This window comes from Prevotella sp. P4-51 (assembly GCF_002251455.1).
GTDB lineage: Bacteria > Bacteroidota > Bacteroidia > Bacteroidales > Bacteroidaceae > Prevotella.
This window is the reverse complement of sequence record NZ_NPJM01000056.1, coordinates 1-16,979: the sequence shown is the minus strand read 5'-3', so window position 1 is coordinate 16,979 and position 16,979 is coordinate 1. Positions and strand designations below refer to the sequence as shown.

The following is a 16,979-nucleotide window of genomic DNA, read 5'->3' as shown; positions in this document are numbered from 1 at the left end:
TTTTATCAGTTCGTTGCTTTGCGTAAACGCTGAAAGTGACCAATCAGCTCTTTGAAATCAATCTGGTTGTGTATGTCAAATCTGTTCCACAGGTCTCCGCATATCACTACACCGCCGAAACCTAAGGCTTTGGCAATGCGAATCCTTTCCAGACTCATTCCTCCCAAGGCATATACTTTCTTGTCTATCAACCCGGCTTTGGCCGCATCCTCCAATTGATTAAGATTGAAGTTGGATTTCTCTTCCGGGAATTCCATACAGTCGAAGACATTCTTCAGAAAGACGTAGTTGCTTTCCTTCTTCATCTGTCGCAACATGCTCAGGTCTGAACATGTACGCCCCAGCTGACCCTTGAAACCTTTGGGGGCAATGTCGGCAGGGTTGTCTATATGTATACCGCCCAGACGGTACTCATTATTCAAATAATAATGCTCGTGGACGGTTATCTTCTTATAAAAATCTTTAGGGAGTAATGTGAGCAGACGCTCAGAATACATGGGCGATGAACCTGGCTTGAAAAGGTGCAAATTGTCCATACCTTCATCAAAGAGGCTGGCTAGTATTTTGTCTTCTTCCACAAAAAAAGTGGACTTGGTCATTATGACTAGTTTCATCTGCATTCGTTTTTACGATGCAAATGTATGAAAAAACCATTAAATCTGCAATTATAATCAAATAAAAAATTATCTTTGCACCAAAATATAGACTTAGGTTAAGACAGTGATGAAGGTAAATAGACTGACATATGGTGAAATCCATCGCCCAATGTATATTCTGGAGGAAGAGAGACTGCGTAGAAATCTGGCGCTGATACAGCGTGTGGCTTCCGAAGCCGACGTGGAGATTATATTGGCGTTCAAAGCCTACGCTCTGTGGAAGACTTTCCCTATATTCCGTGAATATATCTCTTCGACTACAGCCAGTTCTTTGGGCGAAGCTATGCTGGCTTTTCATGAGTTCGGAGCGCGTGCGCATACTTATTCGCCTGCATATACCGATTATGAAATCGATGATATCGCCCGTTGCTCCAGCCATCTTACCTTCAATTCTCTTTCTCAGTACTCCCGTTATCATGAGTGGGTCAGGGAGATAGACTCTACCATCCAGCTGGGACTTCGTGTCAACCCCGAGTATTCCGAGGTGGGTACTGCCCTCTATAATCCTTGTGCGCCAGGCACCCGGTTTGGTGTTATGGCCGACGCACTTCCTGCCACTCTTCCGTCCGATATCCGTGGCTTCCATTGTCATTGCCATTGTGAGAGCGGATCTGATGTCTTTGAGCGCACCTTGGTGCATATCGAGGAGAAATTCGCCAAGTGGTTCCCGCAGATTGAGTGGATTAACTTCGGTGGTGGCCATCTTATGACCTGCGCCGACTATGATGTCGACAGGCTTATACGTTTGCTTCAAGGCTTCCATGCCCGCTATCCCCATCTTCATGTCATACTTGAGCCGGGTAGCGCTTTCGGTTGGCAGACAGGACCATTGGTGTCACAAGTGGTAGATGTGGTTGAGAATAGGGGCATCCGTACAGCCATTGTCAATGTCAGCTTTACCTGCCATATGCCCGACTGTCTCGAGATGCCTTACCAACCTGAAATACGTGGAGCTCATTCCTTGCCCATGGATGCCGACGCATCCCTTCCTCATGTTTATCGTATCGGAGGAAACAGTTGTCTGTCGGGCGATTTTATGGGAATGTGGCAGTTTGACCATGAACTGCAAGTAGGCGAGAATGTTATCTTTGAGGATATGCTGCATTATACCACAGTCAAGACCTGTATGTTCAATGGCATCAGCCATCCGTCGATAGCCCTGTTGCATACCGACAATGAATTGGAAGTGCTGCGCCAGTTCACCTACGAAGACTATCGGAATCGTATGGATTAAGTCTGCTTTCCTTTACAGTCATCTATATATAATAAGGTATAACCCTGCTCAATGTGATTTATCCATTGGGCAGGGCTATTTCTTTCCACAGAGTTGCGGGGGTGTGTAGCATATTGATAAACTCGCGTGCGGCATTCTTCGTATATCCGTTCTTCATGGTGTGGATACATCCTTCCATGTCGGCTTCGGGCAGGTCTATTGGAATGGCGCAGACGCCGCTCTCGCCGATGACGGTCGACGCCGCCAGCACGGTCACATAATTGGTCTGTTTGACGAGCTTGAACAGGAGGTTCACGTTGTTGATTTCCGATTTGATTTTGAAGGTGATGTCATTGCCTTCGATCACCTTCTCAAAAGCGTTGCGAGCCTGCAAGCCTATCGCGGGCAGCGCCAATCCATATTTCTGCAATTCTTCCAGCGTCACTTTCGACTGGCGGGCCAGTGGGTGAAACTCATTGACTATTGCCGAAGCGCGCGTATGAAACAAGACCTCGCTGTCGATGCGGTTGTCGGTCTTTAGGGGCTTGAACGCCAGGACCAGATCCAGGTCATGGTGCTGCAGTTTCTCCATAAGCACAGCCATGGAGTCATAGCATACATTGAGCTTGACATTGGGATATTTCTTCAGAAACTCAGCCATGGTCTCGGCCATGATATTGCTGAACGAGAAGGTCACTCCTACATTCAATTCGCCCACAAGCATGTGCTTGAGTTCCTGCACAAGAGTTATGCAGTTTTCGGCAGCATTGATGCTTTCTTGGGCATGGGGCATAAGCAGCCGCCCTGCCTCGGTGAGCTGCACCTCGTGGCTGTTGCGTACAAAGAGAGGTTGGTCAAATTCGCGTTCGAGATTGAGAATCTGTTGCGACAGCGTGCTTTGGGTAATAAACAGCTCCTTGGCAGCCGAAGAGAAGTTCAGAGTCTCGGCAAGTTTCAGAAAGTATTTGAGTTGTCTCAGTTCCATATTCTCAATGCTAATAATATGTTGCAAAATTACTCATTTTTTGCCAAACTCATCATTTCTGTGCCGGTTTTTCTTATTCCCCAGGGTGCCTTTGGACTATTGCGGCTTTATCAGACGGTTTTCTACCAGATGCTTCAGCGCTTGCTGCTTTACTTCCATGAAGGCATGTGCCATCTCCTCCCATTTGGACTGTTGTGCAGTGACGACAAACGATTCCATCTCGCTGAGCATGAGCGGGATGTGCTGTGGGTTGCGTGTCTCGATAATATTTCTGAGGGTAAGTGCCTCAAACTTGTCGTATGCCTCTATCATCCTGTCGCTGTTGTGCAGTCGTATATACAGTTTTGTCTTACACGACAGCAGACCTATATAGTTGTTGATGGCCTTGGGCGAGTTGGGGATGAGTGTCAGCACACGTTGCAGCATTTCCTCGCCCTCGTTGATTTCGGCGATGGCATCATCCACCTTTCCGCCGATAGACATCAGCAGCTCGGTCTGGCGTATACAACTTATCGCCACGTCTCTCATGTATTTCTCGTTGTCTGGATGCTCCTCGAGCAGACGCTTGTAGATGCCTTTGGCTGCGACTTGGTATTCCTTGGCCGCGGTAGAGTCGCCCATGGCGAGTTTAGCCATTGACAGATTTTCATAGATGCCAGCCAAGAAGTCCTGCTGTCCGATGCGGCTTCCTATCTGCGGCATAGACAGCAGCCTCGCCGACGTATCGCACACCTTGTTATAGTCCTTCTGCATCAGATAGATGGTCGTAAGATTGTAGGTACTCAGCGCCATATCGTCCACGAGTGTTCCCTCCTGCGATTGCTCAAAGAGCTGGGCAAACATCTCGTTGGCCTTGGCATAGCACTTTTCGGCTGCCTTGAAGTTATCATACAGCATCAGGAAGAGGCGACCGGTCTCGTCAATCGCAGCAGCATAGCGACGCTTCAGTTCTGCGATGTTGGGATAGAGACAGTAGGCTTCGCACAGTGCGTATTCATGCTGCTTGTTGTGATACATCATGTTTTGTTTGTCGCCCATTTGTTCGTAGTAGTAGGCCATGCAGCTGTTTGCCAACGAATAGCCCATCATGACCAACGGTGATGTTACACCTGTAGCTTGCATATGGTTTATGTCGAGGCTGAGTCTCTGCAACTCATGTAGTTCTTGCTCTTTGTCTCCACGATTTCTGTTTTCTTTCAGTTTCCATTCGGTATGGCTGCACATACGATAAAAGGCAATCTGCCGCTTGAGCGTGTCTTCTATCGACGGGTTCTTCTGGCTGTAGTAGTGGTTCAGACTCTCAGGGAAACTACGGGAGAGGCTGTCGGGCTCGTGCCCGTCTTGTTCACAGGGGATAGTGCAGTTTCCATTGAAGAGGGGATTGTCGGGATAGGCGTTGAGCAGGGTCTGCTCGTAGTCATCAGCCTGTTGGCGTAGGATGGCAGCGGCGAAATCGTCATGCTGCTCCAGCATTTCAGCATGTTTCCTCAGCGGCGCAATCATAAAGTATAGATGGTACATCCATTGCGGAGCCGACAGGTAATCATCAACAAACTGTGCCCTGTTTTCCGCTTCTGGCTCGTTTACTCCTGGGATGGAGAGATATATCTCGCTCAACTCGCGCAGGTAAGTAATCATCTGCACCTGTTGCATTTCCAGCACCAGGCGGTCCATCAGGTCGTTGCCCTTCGCAGCCCACCCCAGGGTATGCTCGTTGGGGTTCTTGCTTTCGATGCGTGTCTTTACCAGAATAGCCATGCCGCATATCTCGTAGTAGTCTGGATTGTCCAGCTCGTTGTAGCACTCTGACAGCAGATGGTTTGACAGATGTGCGGCATTCTCATATTGTCCCGTCTGGTAGAGCGACTCCATATAGAGAACTACCAAGGTATAGTAGTCGCGGCGTGCCTCCTGGTCCAGTTTGCCACTGTCTATCTTGGGTATAACCCATGAGGCGACCGTGGCCGCAGCGGTGTAGTGCCGGCAGCCCATGTGGGTTCTTATAATCTGGGTGGCAAGCGCTATCGTCTCCTTGGGCTTTCGCTCTGCTGCCAGTTCCATCCATGCTTTTACCACTTGTGACTTTCTGAATGTCAGGTCTGCCAGCGCATAGACGCTCTTATCGCGCAGATGACCGCGGTCGTTGACAAGAATGTAGTCCATTACGGCGGCAGTGGCATATTTTACCGCAAGATAGGGTATCTCGTTGCCAATGATGTTGTTGTCAATCTCGTTTTTAGAGATGTCGCTCAGATGAGTGATGAGTGCGGCGAAGTAGGGAGCGAGCAGCTCTCCGGCTTGGATGTATATCTCGCTTCTGAAATTACTGTAAGCAAAGTCTATCGTGCCGCTCTCTTCATCGATTGCCAGCAGGCTTCCCATGTGTCGTTTGAGTTCGGCAAATTTCAGGTTGTCCCATTTCTCGCCCATCAGTGCCTTCAGGTCTTGCGGGCGGATTCCGAATTCGGTGATGGCGATGAAGCGCAGCACGTCCAAGACAAACTGCCTGTCTACGAATGTGGCAGCCGACTCTACGCAAGTCATGAATAGCTGCTCGGGATATATAGGCGCCTGTGCGATGATGTCTATCAGAGAGTTTTGTATCTTGAGTTCGGCATCCTCTTCTTGGCGTTTGCGCTGTTGGGCAAAGTAGTTGCCGTCGAGCAAGACCAGCTGTCTGGTCATCATCACGCTCCATAGCGGTATACCGGAAGGCTTTACTTTCCCATCTTGTTTGTTCAGCAGAGTTTCCATCACGGCGGGTTGCAGTTGTTTGCCTACCCGCAGCAGTCGTGTCTCGACGAGCTGTCGCGCAGTGTCCGTGCTCAACGGAGGCAATAGATAAATGTTGTCGCACAGATGCTCGAAACGAGGGGCTTGTTCGCTGTCGGCAGTACATATTATCAGTGTGTCGTCAGCGAAGAGCCGAGGGTCAAACCATTTGTGGTAGTTGTCCAGCAGGTGTATGTCGTCGATGATGAGCAGTTTGCGCCGGCTGTCAGCCGCAGTGGCTTCTTCCAGTTTGTTGGCCAGCAACCCCAATTCGTATTGGGATTCAGCGCCGAAACGTTGCGTGGCACCGGTACGCTCATCAGCCAACCAGTATTTCAGAGGCATTTCCACTTTGCCATGATTGCCTTGACGGTCGGCAAAGTAGATGTAGGGCAGAAATCGGTCGTCCTTGCACAACTGCCGATACCAGTGGGAGAGTAGGGCAGTCTTGCCCAGACCATAATGACTTGTCAGCATGATGGCTTTAGCTTGGGTGGTGGCTGCCACATCGGTAAGGTTGGCGACGAAGTCTTCGCGCCCGCAGAAGTTGGCGTCATGGTGGTCTATGATGGTATCAAAGCGCGCGGCAGTCGAGTCGTATTCATTCTCGGGGTTTCCCTCTTCGCTCTCACACTCATAGAGTTCTATCTCCTGGACAATCGCTTGGGTGAGGAAGTCCACCAGTCCATCCATGCCGCACAGGCGGTTGCCGTCCCATTGACAATCATACTGGCACACATTGCGCTTGAGCTGGTGGCTCGACATGGTTTCGATGATGTGCTTCTTGAGTCTGGCCAGATGGCTTTGCGCGTTTTCGTCGTTCTGTATATATATAAATAGGTGTTCCTTGTCCATGTGCTCATATACCGCAGGGTTGCGGAAGCAGAACAGACTGCGATGCAGATTGTCACTGTCTATGAGCGAACCGAAGAGCATTTCCAGCTCTGTCACACTGCGGGCTTCGGCAGTGTCTTGGTTGATGAACTGCTTTTCATGGTCACTCATGCCGTCGATGATGCAGTCCCAACTCTCTTGCGACGGAACCCAACCGTATCTGTCGCCTAAGAGTCCTATGAAGAACGGTCTCGACTCGTTGATGCTGTCTATGCACTCGCGCAGCACATGGTTCTCGCGCTCGTTTTCGGCTATCTGCTGGGTACTTACGCCCCAGCGCAGGTCGATGAAGTCAACGTGGATGTGCTTGGGAGCCAACGCTTGTGCCACTGCTGGGTATACGCGGTTCATGATGGCGTCGCGCTCGGCATCCATATCGCAGAACGTGCTGCTGATAAAGATTTTGATGTTCTTATAGTTTTGGGCCATAGTCGTGAGAGTATAGGTGGTTAAGATATATATTCGCAAATTTACGGATAATATCGCGACTTGCCAACTTTTTCCCTCTTTTTCTTTGCGGGCAGGTGGTGCGGAGCAGGCAGTGATGCCTGGGAATACTGCCATTGCGGACGCCAAAATGTGACACAATTAGGAGCAATGCTGACAAGCTACCCATAAAAATGCAGTGAATTGTTATTTTTTTTGTCATGACTGACAGGATTGGCACAGTTTTGGCAGACAAGATGGCAGATTGATAAAATAAAAAATATAAATCTCTTAAAAATATTAGATTATGAAACTTAAACCATTAGCAGACAGAGTGCTGGTTCTTCCCGCACCAGCCGAGGAAAAAGTAGGTGGAATCATTATTCCCGATACAGCTAAAGAGAAGCCACAGCGTGGCAAGGTCGTAGCCGTAGGTCAGGGCACCAAGGATGATGCCATGATACTCAAGGCAGGTGATGTGGTACTTTATGGCAAGTATGCAGGTACCGAAATCGAGTATGACGGCGAAAAGTATCTGATGATGCGCCAGAGCGACGTGCTCGCTGTTGTTGAGGAATAATTAGTATTTACCGTTTTCATTTATAACAATAAGAAAGGAAATAGAATCATGGCTAAAGATATCAAGTTCAATACAGATGCCCGTGACCTGCTCAAGCAGGGTGTTGACCAGTTGGCCAATGCAGTAAAGGTAACTCTCGGTCCTAAGGGTCGTAATGTAGTTATCGAGAAGAAGTTTGGTGCTCCCCAGATTACCAAGGACGGTGTTACCGTAGCCAAGGAGGTGGAGCTCGAGGACAAGTTCCAGAACACCGGTGCCCAGCTCGTTAAGAGCGTGGCTTCCAAGACTGGCGACGATGCTGGTGATGGTACCACTACTGCCACCATCCTTACTCAGGCTATCGTCAACGAGGGTCTGAAGAACGTTACCGCCGGTGCCAATCCTATGGATCTGAAGCGCGGTATCGACAAGGCTGTTGCCAAGGTGGTAGAGCACATCAAGGCCAATGCCGAGGTGGTTGGCGACAACTACGACAAGATTGAGCAGGTGGCTACCGTTTCTGCCAACAACGACCCTGAGATTGGCAAGCTGCTCGCCGATGCTATGCGTCAGGTCAGCAAGGACGGTGTAATCACTATCGAGGAGAGCAAGAGCCGTGACACCAATATCGGTGTCGTAGAGGGTATGCAGTTTGACCGCGGTTATCTCTCACCTTATTTCATGACAGATGCCGACAAGATGGAGTGTGTTATGGAGAATCCATATATCCTCATCTACGACAAGAAGATATCCAACCTCAAGGACTTCCTGCCTATCCTGCAGCCTGCTGCTGAGAGCGGCCGTCCATTGCTGGTTATCGCCGAGGATGTAGACTCTGAGGCTCTCACCACTCTGGTTGTCAACCGTCTGCGTGGTGGCTTGAAGATATGCGCTGTCAAGGCTCCTGGCTTTGGCGACCGTCGCAAGGCCATGCTCGAGGATATCGCCGTACTTACCGGTGGTGTAGTCATCAGCGAAGAGAAGGGACTCAAGCTCGAGCAGGCTACTCTCGAAATGCTGGGCTCTGCCGACAAGGTCAATGTAACCAAGGACAATACCACTATTGTCAATGGTCACGGTGCCAAGGAGAACATCAAGGACCGCGTGGCTCAGATCAAGAACGAGATTGCTGCCACCAAGAGTTCTTACGACAAGGAGAAGCTGCAGGAGCGTCTGGCCAAGTTGGCTGGTGGTGTAGCAGTGCTCTATGTGGGTGCCAACTCTGAGGTTGAGATGAAGGAGAAGAAGGACCGCGTTGACGACGCACTCTGCGCTACTCGTGCAGCCATCGAGGAAGGTGTCGTTGTCGGTGGTGGTACCACCTATATCCGTGCCCAGCAGGACCTCATGGATCTCAAGGGCGACAACGCCGATGAGCAGACTGGTATCAATATCGTATGCCGCGCCATCGAGGAGCCTCTGCGCCAGATTGTAGCCAACGCCGGTGGCGAGGGTGCTGTCGTAGTCAACAAGGTACGTGAGGGCGAGGGCGACTTCGGTTACAATGCCCGCAAGGACATCTATGAAGACCTGCGTGCTGCCGGTGTCATCGACCCTGCCAAGGTTGCTCGTGTAGCTCTTGAGAACGCGGCTTCTATCGCTGGTATGTTCCTTACCACCGAGTGCCTTATCGTCGACAAGCCCGATGAGAAGGCTCCAGTTATGCCCGCCCAGCCTGGCATGATGTAAACCAATAGATAAACGTATATATAGAAAGCGGTCAAGACCATTGTGCCTTGGCCGCTTTTTTCGTGGTTTGTCGTGGGCGTAGTCACGGGGCTGGCGGAGGTGGTCAACGTGCGGACGGAGGTGGTCAATGTGCGGGCGCTGCCCATCTCTTGCTTGGTGGCAATACGCAGCGGCAATTCTTCGCCGATGACATTAATCATGACTTCATGGTTTGAACCGCGTAATGCAAACTCTGAAACGGTGAAATCAAACCTTGAATTTGGCAATTCATGGTTCGCATTTACTTTGTATGTGGTTTAGAGAGCGTTGCAAGCCATTGTGTACCAATAGGATGAGGCTGCGTGCTTCGCATTGCTCACAACTGCCGACACGGGTGTGAGTGTATTGTATCGGTCTGTCGCCTGCCCGTTTATTTCCCCATGCTTATCCTGTGGATGATGCGGTTGTTGGCATCGTCTATGCGTGCGGTGTCGATGGAGTCGAGGTAGATTTGGGTGGTGCGGTAGGACTGGTGGCCCATGCCCTCGCTGATGATGGCGATGGAGATGTTCATATTGCGCGCAATGCTTGCCCACGAGTGTCGCGCCACATAGGTGGTGAGCGGAATCTTGAGTCCCGCAGCCACACCGATGCTCTTCAGCGCCCTGTTGATACACTCTTCACGGTTGCGGTATTGCTTGTACTCCGTGCCGTCTGTTCGGGTGATGATGGGCAGCAGATAAGGCGTGTTGCGGGTGAGGTGGACATATCTGTCTATGATGTCCTGCAGCGCCCGATGCCACGCGATGGTCAGGTGCTGGTTGGTTTTTCGTCGGCAGTAGCTCAGCATGCCATACTTCAGGTCTGCCTTGCGCAGGAAAGCCATATCCACAAACGACATGCCACGCATATAGAAACTGAACATAAACATATCGCGCGCCAGCGCTTGCGCGGGCTTTCCTGATAGGTCGAGCCGTTCGATGCGCCTTATCTGGCTCTCGGTGATGGCACGCTTTGTCGTCTTCACATACGACAGACGCACTTTGGCAAAGAGTTGACGGTCTTCCATCAGATGCTCGTCGATAGCCTTGCGTGTCAGCGTGTTGAGCGTGCGCAGATAAAATCTGATGGAGTTCTGCTTCAGTCCGCGATGGGTCAACCAGGCTTCGTATTGCTCCATCATTTCTTGCGTGAGTTCGGTGAACGTGAGTTCATTGTTGCTTCGGAATTCGCGGAAGCTGCGCAGAGTGTTGGTATAGGTCCTCGCGGTGCCGAAGCGCTTCATTTCCAGCTTCCTGTCTATCTGTTTCTGCATGAAGTCGAACACGGTGACACACTCCGGCAGATGCTCAAACGCCTGGAAGAGCATCTCGATGGTATAGTCCTTGGTCTCCAATTCCATCTGTCTGATGATTCGCTTCCGTTGTTCCATCTCCCAGATTACCGACGATTGTATCAGCCGCAGCTGACAGTCTCTTTCTCGATTGCCGGTGAGCGTGATGGAGGCTGTGCGACGGTTCCATTCGCAGGCACGGATGCGGTGTCTTGTCGTAATCCATCTCACGTTGCGCTTGTGAATGACCTGGTAACACAGAGTACCCTCCTTTTCATCTTTCGATGAAGTCCTGAATTTCAATTTAATAGTTGCCATAGTTGTTAGAGTTTATAACAGGCGTCGTAAGTGTAACGCCTCACTCTATAAAACGGCAGAGGTCTGCACAAAGTATTTGTCTGCCTCGGTGAATGTCTCTTCCGTCACCCGCGCGCGGTGCGTGGCGGGTGGGGGAGTATACTCCAGGAAGCGCAGGGTAAATGCGCTGGACGCAGAGATGGTCATAAATCTCGCAGAGTTAATCATAATACTTGCAGAGGTAATCATAATTCTCGCAGAGTTAATCATAATTCTTGCAGAGTTAGTCCCGAGGCTTGCAGAGTTAATCATAATTTTTGCAGAGTTAATCATAATTCTTGCAGAGATACCCTCTACGATTCCGTCGATGGTCATTTCTGCTTGCAAATGCGCTTTTGGGGCGTATGTATCCGATGCGGAGCTTTGGCAATGTAAATCGCCCAATGGCAATGTTAAAAATAAGTTTAATACAACTCTATGAAACTTAGCTAATTGTAGGCAGCAAGCCGCTGAAGCATTAAAAATATTCAAAAAAAGAATGGAAAATGTTTGGAAGTTTCAGAAATAGTTAGTACCTTTGCATCGCATTTGAGAACAATGCTCGGTTAAAGGAAACTTGAACCCCCAGGAAGGATGGGTGAGTGGCTGAAACCACCAGTTTGCTAAACTGACGTACGGGTTTACCGTACCGGGGGTTCGAATCCCCCTCCTTCCGCAGCAAGCGTTCTCCATGATGCGACCTAACGCTCGGTTCATCTAACGGTTAGGATACAAGATTCTCAATCTTGGCATAAGGGTTCGATTCCCTTACCGAGTACAAAAATCAGGCTTTGCCACTCAGGCAGAGCCTTTTTTCATGCTATACACTTTTGCTATTACAAAGAAAACCGACTATCATCACGATAACCGGTTTTAAAACAAACTACTTAAAAACTAATCTACTAAAACAAATTAAAGTAAATACTTTCACCATTCACATGGATTCCATATTTTTTGCAAAGATAAGGATAATTATTATAATAACAATGAAAAATGGTGGGAAAAATATAAAACATTTACATTTTTTATTGTTGTAGCGTCAAAAATGCACTTATTGCGCCGTAAAAGTTATCATTCGTAATATTGCCGTAATACAAATGTAACATCATCTTGTGTTTCGCCGACGCCCAAGACACCTTATAGAATCCTGATGGCGATGGCAGATGTGACGACGACCCATCCTGGCGTGGCAGAGGTTGCTGGCAGAAGGGTAGGGAACGGTCCCTTGTTTTTCGGCTCAGCTGCTTTTCTCGGTTGGTGCTGCTCGACGGTCATTGATGAAGTGTCGCCAGTCTGTACATCAAGCCCCACTTTTTTCCGATGCCCGTCTGCCCGTCTATATATATAATAATGTATAGGCAGTCGTGGCAGCCATCCCCCTGTCTGCCTGCTGTATAAAAATGCAGGAAACGAAAATATTTCTTTAGCATTTTTTCTTTAAGTGGAATAAAAGTGTTAACTTTGCCAAATGAGACTGCGCCGCTTGCGGCGTTTGTCGATACAGTTAGAGAAGACGGCAATATTTTATTGGAACGTAAGGTTATGACAATTGTGATTGTCTGGCTATATCTCAACTGGACTGATTTTTTTAATATTTATGTTATTGTGAACAAGGTCGTTGCACTATCGGCGTTATTCTCTGATACGGGGATTGCCGACAATGATAGCGCTCGTCTGCCGCTCCACAATAGAGTAGTGAACGACACGCTTTTCATCATCAATGACATAAAATAGAACGAGGAAATGACGCAGGATTGCTCTATCACTCTTTCTATAGCCGACGAAAACAGTGGTGTAACCTCCTGTTTTCCAAAGGGCATCCGCGTTACCGAAGCCGAGTTGTCATCGGGGTCGGGAATAGAAAATGTATCATCTTGCGACTCCCCCAGCATGGCTTCTGCGCCATTGTCAGAAGCTCCCTGGGGATATGTCCATATCCATAACAAACAGGTCGAACTCTTCAAGCGTCAGGTCGACGCCTACAATGCCGCCCACCCCGAGGCGCGGCACGAGTGTTTTGTCCACTATTCATACAAATACAAACCGAAAGCCAACGGCAAGGGTGTTGTCAAGAAACTCTTGCCCACTATCAATGGTCTGGTATTCCTGCAGGGCCATACGGCTGAACTGCAGCAGTTCCTCAGCACCTATCATCCTCAAACTCATCTCATTAAGAACTGTAGCACAGGACATCCTGCGGTTATCTCCCATCGCATGATGCAACCCTTCATGCAGGCCATTACCGGTCATCCCGACAATGTGACCTTCCTGCGCGACCCCTTTGTCAAGTTTGCCAAGGACCACGTCAAGCTGCGTGTCCTCACCGGTCTCTTCAAGGGATTGGAGGGCTACATCGTACGCATCGACCGTGACCGCCAGCTCGTCATGGAGTTTGCCGGCTACGCCGTAGCCATCCGCGGTGTCCACAACGAAGATTTTGAGGTTGTGGAAGGCTGAACTCACCCAACCCCTGTCTATATATATGATAACCTGAGTTCGGGATAAGAAAGTTTTTGAAAAAGTTGGTAATCCCAATAATTATTAGTACCTTTATGGTTGTAAATCAATTAATTGTAAAGTTAAAGGATACTATAGTTGTGGAGATTACCAAAGACAAAATTACAGAAATTTTCTGTATTATCGATGAGTTTTGTCAAGAATATGATAAAGAAATTGCCCGCATGTCCATTTGTGAGCAGGGCGGGCGTAAGCACCGCAATCGTAAATGGACTATGAGCTGGTCGGAAATCATGACAATACTCATCTGTTTTCATTTCAACACATTCCGCAACTTCAAACATAATTACCTGTTCTATGTCAAGATGCACTTGTGCGAACTGTTCCCCAAGCAGCTCTCATATAACCGCTTTGTTGAACTCGAGTCTAGAGTCGCGGTTGAGATGATGCTGTTCCTTCAACTGTCTTGCTTTGGCAGATGTACGGGTATAAGTTTCGTAAGCACTCAATTGCTTCCGAGGCATTTTGCATGAATCAAGTTACCTTTGCACTGCAAAACATAAAAATACGATTATGGCAAGCAGTGAAGATTTTAAAAGGATACTGGAACTTTACAATCAGGAGTCCAAGACAAGTGGTGTTTCGACAGTCGCCTTCTGCCAGAAGAACAGCATCGTTTATTCCCAGTTTGAGCGTTGGTACAAGAACTGACATAAGGTCAAGGTTCATGCGGTTGATATTGTTGATAGAGATGGTACAATCCCAGTGCAGGATACAAAATTGCAAGGCACTTGTGGCAATGCTGTTGAAGTTTCCGAGCCGCAAGATGCCCGATTGTCCAAGCCGACATTGTTTACAATACAGTTAAAGTCAACAAATGGTATGTGTTTCCAACAGCGAAACATAGACTACAATGGGTTGAAAGACCTGGTGGAGAAATTGGAGGTGCTATGCTCGCGATAAACGGAGGTGTAAGGCTGTGGTACATAGAAGGTATTACAAACATGAGATTTGGCAAGTACCGTCTGTTTTCAGAAGTCCAGACACTTGACATGGATCCATACAATGGTGATGCCTATATATTTATGTCGAAAGACCGTAGAGTTCTAAAGATTATAAGGTACAAGAATCACAAGCGAGTGCTTTATGACATAACCTATGAGAAGGGCTATAAGTTCATGAAACCCGTGATGAAGAACCATGAAGTAGTGTATGACTTGGACTTTTAATACTTGGTTGCCTTACTTGAATGTCCGACGGTAAACGAGTTGAGAGTACAATGTTAAATAATTGATAATCAATAAATTACTTGTATTATTATGCTGTTTTCTCGATATTTTTTAGTACCTTTGTGCTATGAAGAAGCAAGATCAGACAGTGGAAAATATGATAATGCAAGCTCATTATCTGGAGGCCTTGGAGATAGAGTCCAAGGTCCAAAAACCATTGGCTGAAAGGAAAGGCAGGACTTTATAAATACAATAACGGAGCTTAAGGCTATGATAAGTAGCCTTAAGTTTACGATTGATACGCTTCGTCAGACGATAAACTCGCAGAACGCTATGATAGCGTCGTTGCAGAAGTCAATGGATAGGCTTCAGAGTGCATACGACAAGGCTGTCAAGGAGCGTGATGACTTGAATGGCCGTATGAACAGAAGCAATCAGTAGACATTCGGCTCCAAGAGTCTGAAGCAGAGTGGCAGGGGCAAAGTTGTCAAGAACGACCGTGACGAGTGGTCCTTAAAAGATGACAATGACAATAATGCCTCTTCCGCTTCGTCATCTGCTGACGGTGAAATATACCAGACTAAGAAATCAGAAAATCTGAGTCGTTCAGGAAGAAATGGCATGAAGTACAACCGTATGAACGCTGCCAAGACCATTACTCTTGAGACATCCTTGGAAGGTGCGCCGGACGACATGAAGTTTATCGGTTACAAGGACATAGAGGAATACACCAAAAAGAGTTATGTGGAATGTACGGTTTTCAAGGTGGCGGTCTATGAGGACAAGTTCGGTGTGCGGCATGACTTTTATCAGCCCAAGGATGAAAAGGATACACGCCGCCCGAACTTGAACCTGGTTCCTTCGACGCACTGTACCCCTAAGTTCTTGGCGGATTTGGTGGTTGACCACTATATGCTGATGACTCCCATATACAGACAGTCCATACGCAATGTCCTTGACAAGCTGCAGATAAGCAGCAACACCAATAGGAATTGGCTGACACAAGGTGCGGAACTGCTCACTCCAATAGTCCGTCTTCTCAAGAAGAAGCTGCTAAAGGTGAAGCCCATTCTTGACATAGACGAGACATGAACAAAGGTCAGAATCAAGTTTAAGGGTGACAAGACCAAACTAGGCAGATACTTCAAGAAGTACGTGTGGGTTCTTGTGAACAAGGCGAAGCAGATAACCTACTTCTTCTATGACAATGACGAGAATGACAGCCGTGGCAAGAGACCGATACAGACATTTTTGGGGGATTTCTTGGGTACCATACAATCTGATGGCTATGTGGTGTACAAGGAACTTACCAAGGGCAATCCCGCTAACGAGCACATGATGTGCTGGGCGCATGTTCGTAATAAGTTTGAAGCGGTATTCAAGGCTTGCAAGGATATCGATGCTGACACTTTCGTCCAACTGATAGCCACGCTGTACCGCGTAGAAGCAGAATGCTTGCTGAACCATTATACACCACAGCAAATCAAAAAGCGAAGACAGCAAAAGGATGTGACCAAGATACTGGCCTTATCTATAAGAAGGCAAACGGGATGCTCACAAATTCCAATCGCTATCATTATAGTGACATGATGCGCAAGGCATTGGTTTATGTGGCATCCAATTGGGAAGACCTTATCAAGTATCGAAACGATGGCCGTTTTACAATAGACAATATGCTCGCAGAACGTGCTGTACGTCCATTTACGGTGAAAAGGAAAAACTCATTGTTTTTCAGTAGTGAGGATGCATATAGTCAGCCTTGAAATACCATACGCTCATTGAGACATGTAAAAATGTAGGTTTCAATGTGAAGGAGTATTTCACTTATGTATTCAGCAAACTTAAAGAGGGTGAGAAGGACTACGAAAAGCTTCTCCCCAGTGCTGTTGCACGGTAAATTCAAACAAACAAAAGTTAAAACAAAAATAATCAATGGCTCTCCAACCCCTGTTTATAAGGGGTTGGAAGCAATTGAGTGCTTACCTTGCAAGGTGCTGAATAAGAATCCTGTGTGTTGACTCTGTCATGTGTTGAAGAACATAAAGACAACGCTAAAGGATAAGTTTTATACTCTTCTTCCTGAATGTTGGGAAGATTATGAATAATAAAAATGAATTTAGAATTTAGTCAAATTAAGGTATAACCTCTACTGGCATTAGCTGGGGGAGGGCTAAAACTCGTATGTGTATCGGCAATATGAGGTTTCACCGAATACTTACTAATTATTAATTTGTAGTAAATTACGAAAAAATGTTAGAAACGTCAACAAAAAACAAACGAATAGCGGTGAATTCAGTACTATTGTATATAAGAATGATTGTTGTTATGGCGGTCAATCTGTATACTGTAAGAATAGTTTTGAAGGCGTTAGGTATGGAAGATTACGGCATATATAATGTCGTTGCTGGAGTTATAACAATGCTTTCATCGTTTTCTAGTGTGCTTGCTTCT

Annotated in this window: 16 protein-coding genes, 2 tRNA genes and 1 pseudogene; 14 read left to right on the top strand and 5 right to left on the bottom strand. The window is 47.7% G+C overall.

Going from position 1 to position 16,979, the window contains the following annotated elements:
- Positions 1-5 precede the first annotated feature (5 nt).
- Positions 6-614, bottom strand: coding sequence for a thiamine-phosphate pyrophosphorylase (locus CIK94_RS08825; RefSeq protein ID WP_022310161.1), 609 nt, complete (start codon positions 612-614; stop codon positions 6-8).
- A 109-nt stretch (positions 615-723) separates the two neighbouring features.
- Between CIK94_RS08825 and nspC the strand changes: the two genes are divergently transcribed.
- On the top strand, positions 724-1,890 hold the full coding sequence (gene nspC / locus CIK94_RS08820) for a carboxynorspermidine decarboxylase (RefSeq protein ID WP_094422685.1): 1,167 nt from the start codon (positions 724-726) through the stop codon (positions 1,888-1,890).
- Positions 1,891-1,948: 58 nt separating this feature from the next.
- On the opposite strand, the gene CIK94_RS08815 is transcribed toward nspC, so the two are convergent.
- Together CIK94_RS08815 and CIK94_RS08810 are read right to left on the bottom strand one after the other, a co-directional pair.
- Positions 1,949-2,854: a LysR family transcriptional regulator gene (locus CIK94_RS08815; RefSeq protein ID WP_094422683.1), complete on the bottom strand. Its 906-nt coding sequence runs from the start codon at positions 2,852-2,854 to the stop codon at positions 1,949-1,951.
- A gap of 96 nt (positions 2,855-2,950) precedes the next feature.
- A complete protein-coding gene (locus CIK94_RS08810; RefSeq protein WP_158216552.1) occupies positions 2,951-6,949 on the bottom strand; it encodes a DUF4062 domain-containing protein in 3,999 nt (1,332 codons plus the stop codon).
- A gap of 304 nt (positions 6,950-7,253) precedes the next feature.
- Here CIK94_RS08810 and CIK94_RS08805 point away from each other — a divergent pair, with 304 nt between their 5' ends.
- Together CIK94_RS08805 and groL are read left to right on the top strand one after the other, a co-directional pair.
- The gene (locus CIK94_RS08805; RefSeq protein WP_022310156.1) at positions 7,254-7,526 is read left to right on the top strand and encodes a co-chaperone GroES; all 273 of its coding nucleotides are present in this window, start codon (positions 7,254-7,256) and stop codon (positions 7,524-7,526) included.
- Positions 7,527-7,574: 48 nt separating this feature from the next.
- The gene (gene groL / locus CIK94_RS08800; protein ID WP_022310155.1) at positions 7,575-9,194 is read left to right on the top strand and encodes a chaperonin GroEL; all 1,620 of its coding nucleotides are present in this window, start codon (positions 7,575-7,577) and stop codon (positions 9,192-9,194) included.
- A 409-nt stretch (positions 9,195-9,603) separates the two neighbouring features.
- On the opposite strand, the gene CIK94_RS08795 is transcribed toward groL, so the two are convergent.
- Together CIK94_RS08795 and CIK94_RS14655 are read right to left on the bottom strand one after the other, a co-directional pair.
- Positions 9,604-10,824 (bottom strand): site-specific integrase, encoded by a 1,221-nt coding sequence (locus CIK94_RS08795; protein WP_094422679.1) that lies wholly within the window; start codon positions 10,822-10,824, stop codon positions 9,604-9,606.
- Between the two features lie 45 nt (positions 10,825-10,869).
- Entirely contained in the window at positions 10,870-11,031 is a 162-nt protein-coding gene (locus tag CIK94_RS14655; protein WP_216821940.1) for a hypothetical protein, read from the bottom strand.
- Between the two features lie 399 nt (positions 11,032-11,430).
- On the opposite strand from CIK94_RS14655, the gene CIK94_RS08785 reads away from it, so the two are divergent.
- From CIK94_RS08785 to CIK94_RS14940, 11 genes and pseudogenes are all read left to right on the top strand, one after another.
- Positions 11,431-11,518, top strand: a tRNA-Ser gene (locus CIK94_RS08785).
- 30 nt (positions 11,519-11,548) lie between these two features.
- Positions 11,549-11,620, top strand: a tRNA-Glu gene (locus CIK94_RS08780).
- A 683-nt stretch (positions 11,621-12,303) separates the two neighbouring features.
- Positions 12,304-12,576: a hypothetical protein gene (locus tag CIK94_RS08770; protein ID WP_094422673.1), complete on the top strand. Its 273-nt coding sequence runs from the start codon at positions 12,304-12,306 to the stop codon at positions 12,574-12,576.
- A gap of 9 nt (positions 12,577-12,585) precedes the next feature.
- The gene (locus CIK94_RS08765) at positions 12,586-13,299 is read left to right on the top strand and encodes a hypothetical protein (protein ID WP_144008359.1); all 714 of its coding nucleotides are present in this window, start codon (positions 12,586-12,588) and stop codon (positions 13,297-13,299) included.
- A gap of 140 nt (positions 13,300-13,439) precedes the next feature.
- A complete protein-coding gene (locus CIK94_RS08760) occupies positions 13,440-13,832 on the top strand; it encodes a hypothetical protein (RefSeq protein WP_216821939.1) in 393 nt (130 codons plus the stop codon).
- Positions 13,833-13,872: 40 nt separating this feature from the next.
- Positions 13,873-14,010, top strand: a complete 138-nt coding sequence (locus CIK94_RS14425; RefSeq protein ID WP_158216551.1) for a hypothetical protein — start codon at positions 13,873-13,875, stop codon at positions 14,008-14,010.
- Between the two features lie 239 nt (positions 14,011-14,249).
- Positions 14,250-14,528 (top strand): IS66 family insertion sequence element accessory protein TnpB, encoded by a 279-nt coding sequence (gene tnpB / locus CIK94_RS08755; protein WP_094422726.1) that lies wholly within the window; start codon positions 14,250-14,252, stop codon positions 14,526-14,528.
- Positions 14,529-14,798: 270 nt separating this feature from the next.
- Complete coding sequence (locus tag CIK94_RS14420) at positions 14,799-14,969, top strand: hypothetical protein (protein ID WP_158216549.1); 171 nt, start codon at positions 14,799-14,801, stop codon at positions 14,967-14,969.
- Between the two features lie 180 nt (positions 14,970-15,149).
- A pseudogene (locus CIK94_RS14755) lies at positions 15,150-16,118 on the top strand (transposase).
- Positions 16,079-16,291: a transposase gene (locus tag CIK94_RS14945; protein ID WP_371591650.1), complete on the top strand. Its 213-nt coding sequence runs from the start codon at positions 16,079-16,081 to the stop codon at positions 16,289-16,291. The pseudogene CIK94_RS14755 and the gene CIK94_RS14945 overlap by 40 nt, the downstream one beginning before the upstream one ends.
- Positions 16,288-16,425 carry a transposase domain-containing protein gene (locus CIK94_RS14940; RefSeq protein WP_094422667.1) on the top strand — a complete coding sequence of 46 codons (138 nt, stop codon included), beginning with the start codon at positions 16,288-16,290 and terminating at the stop codon, positions 16,423-16,425. Before CIK94_RS14945 ends, CIK94_RS14940 begins: the two co-directional genes overlap by 4 nt.
- The last annotated feature ends 554 nt before the right edge of the window (positions 16,426-16,979 follow it).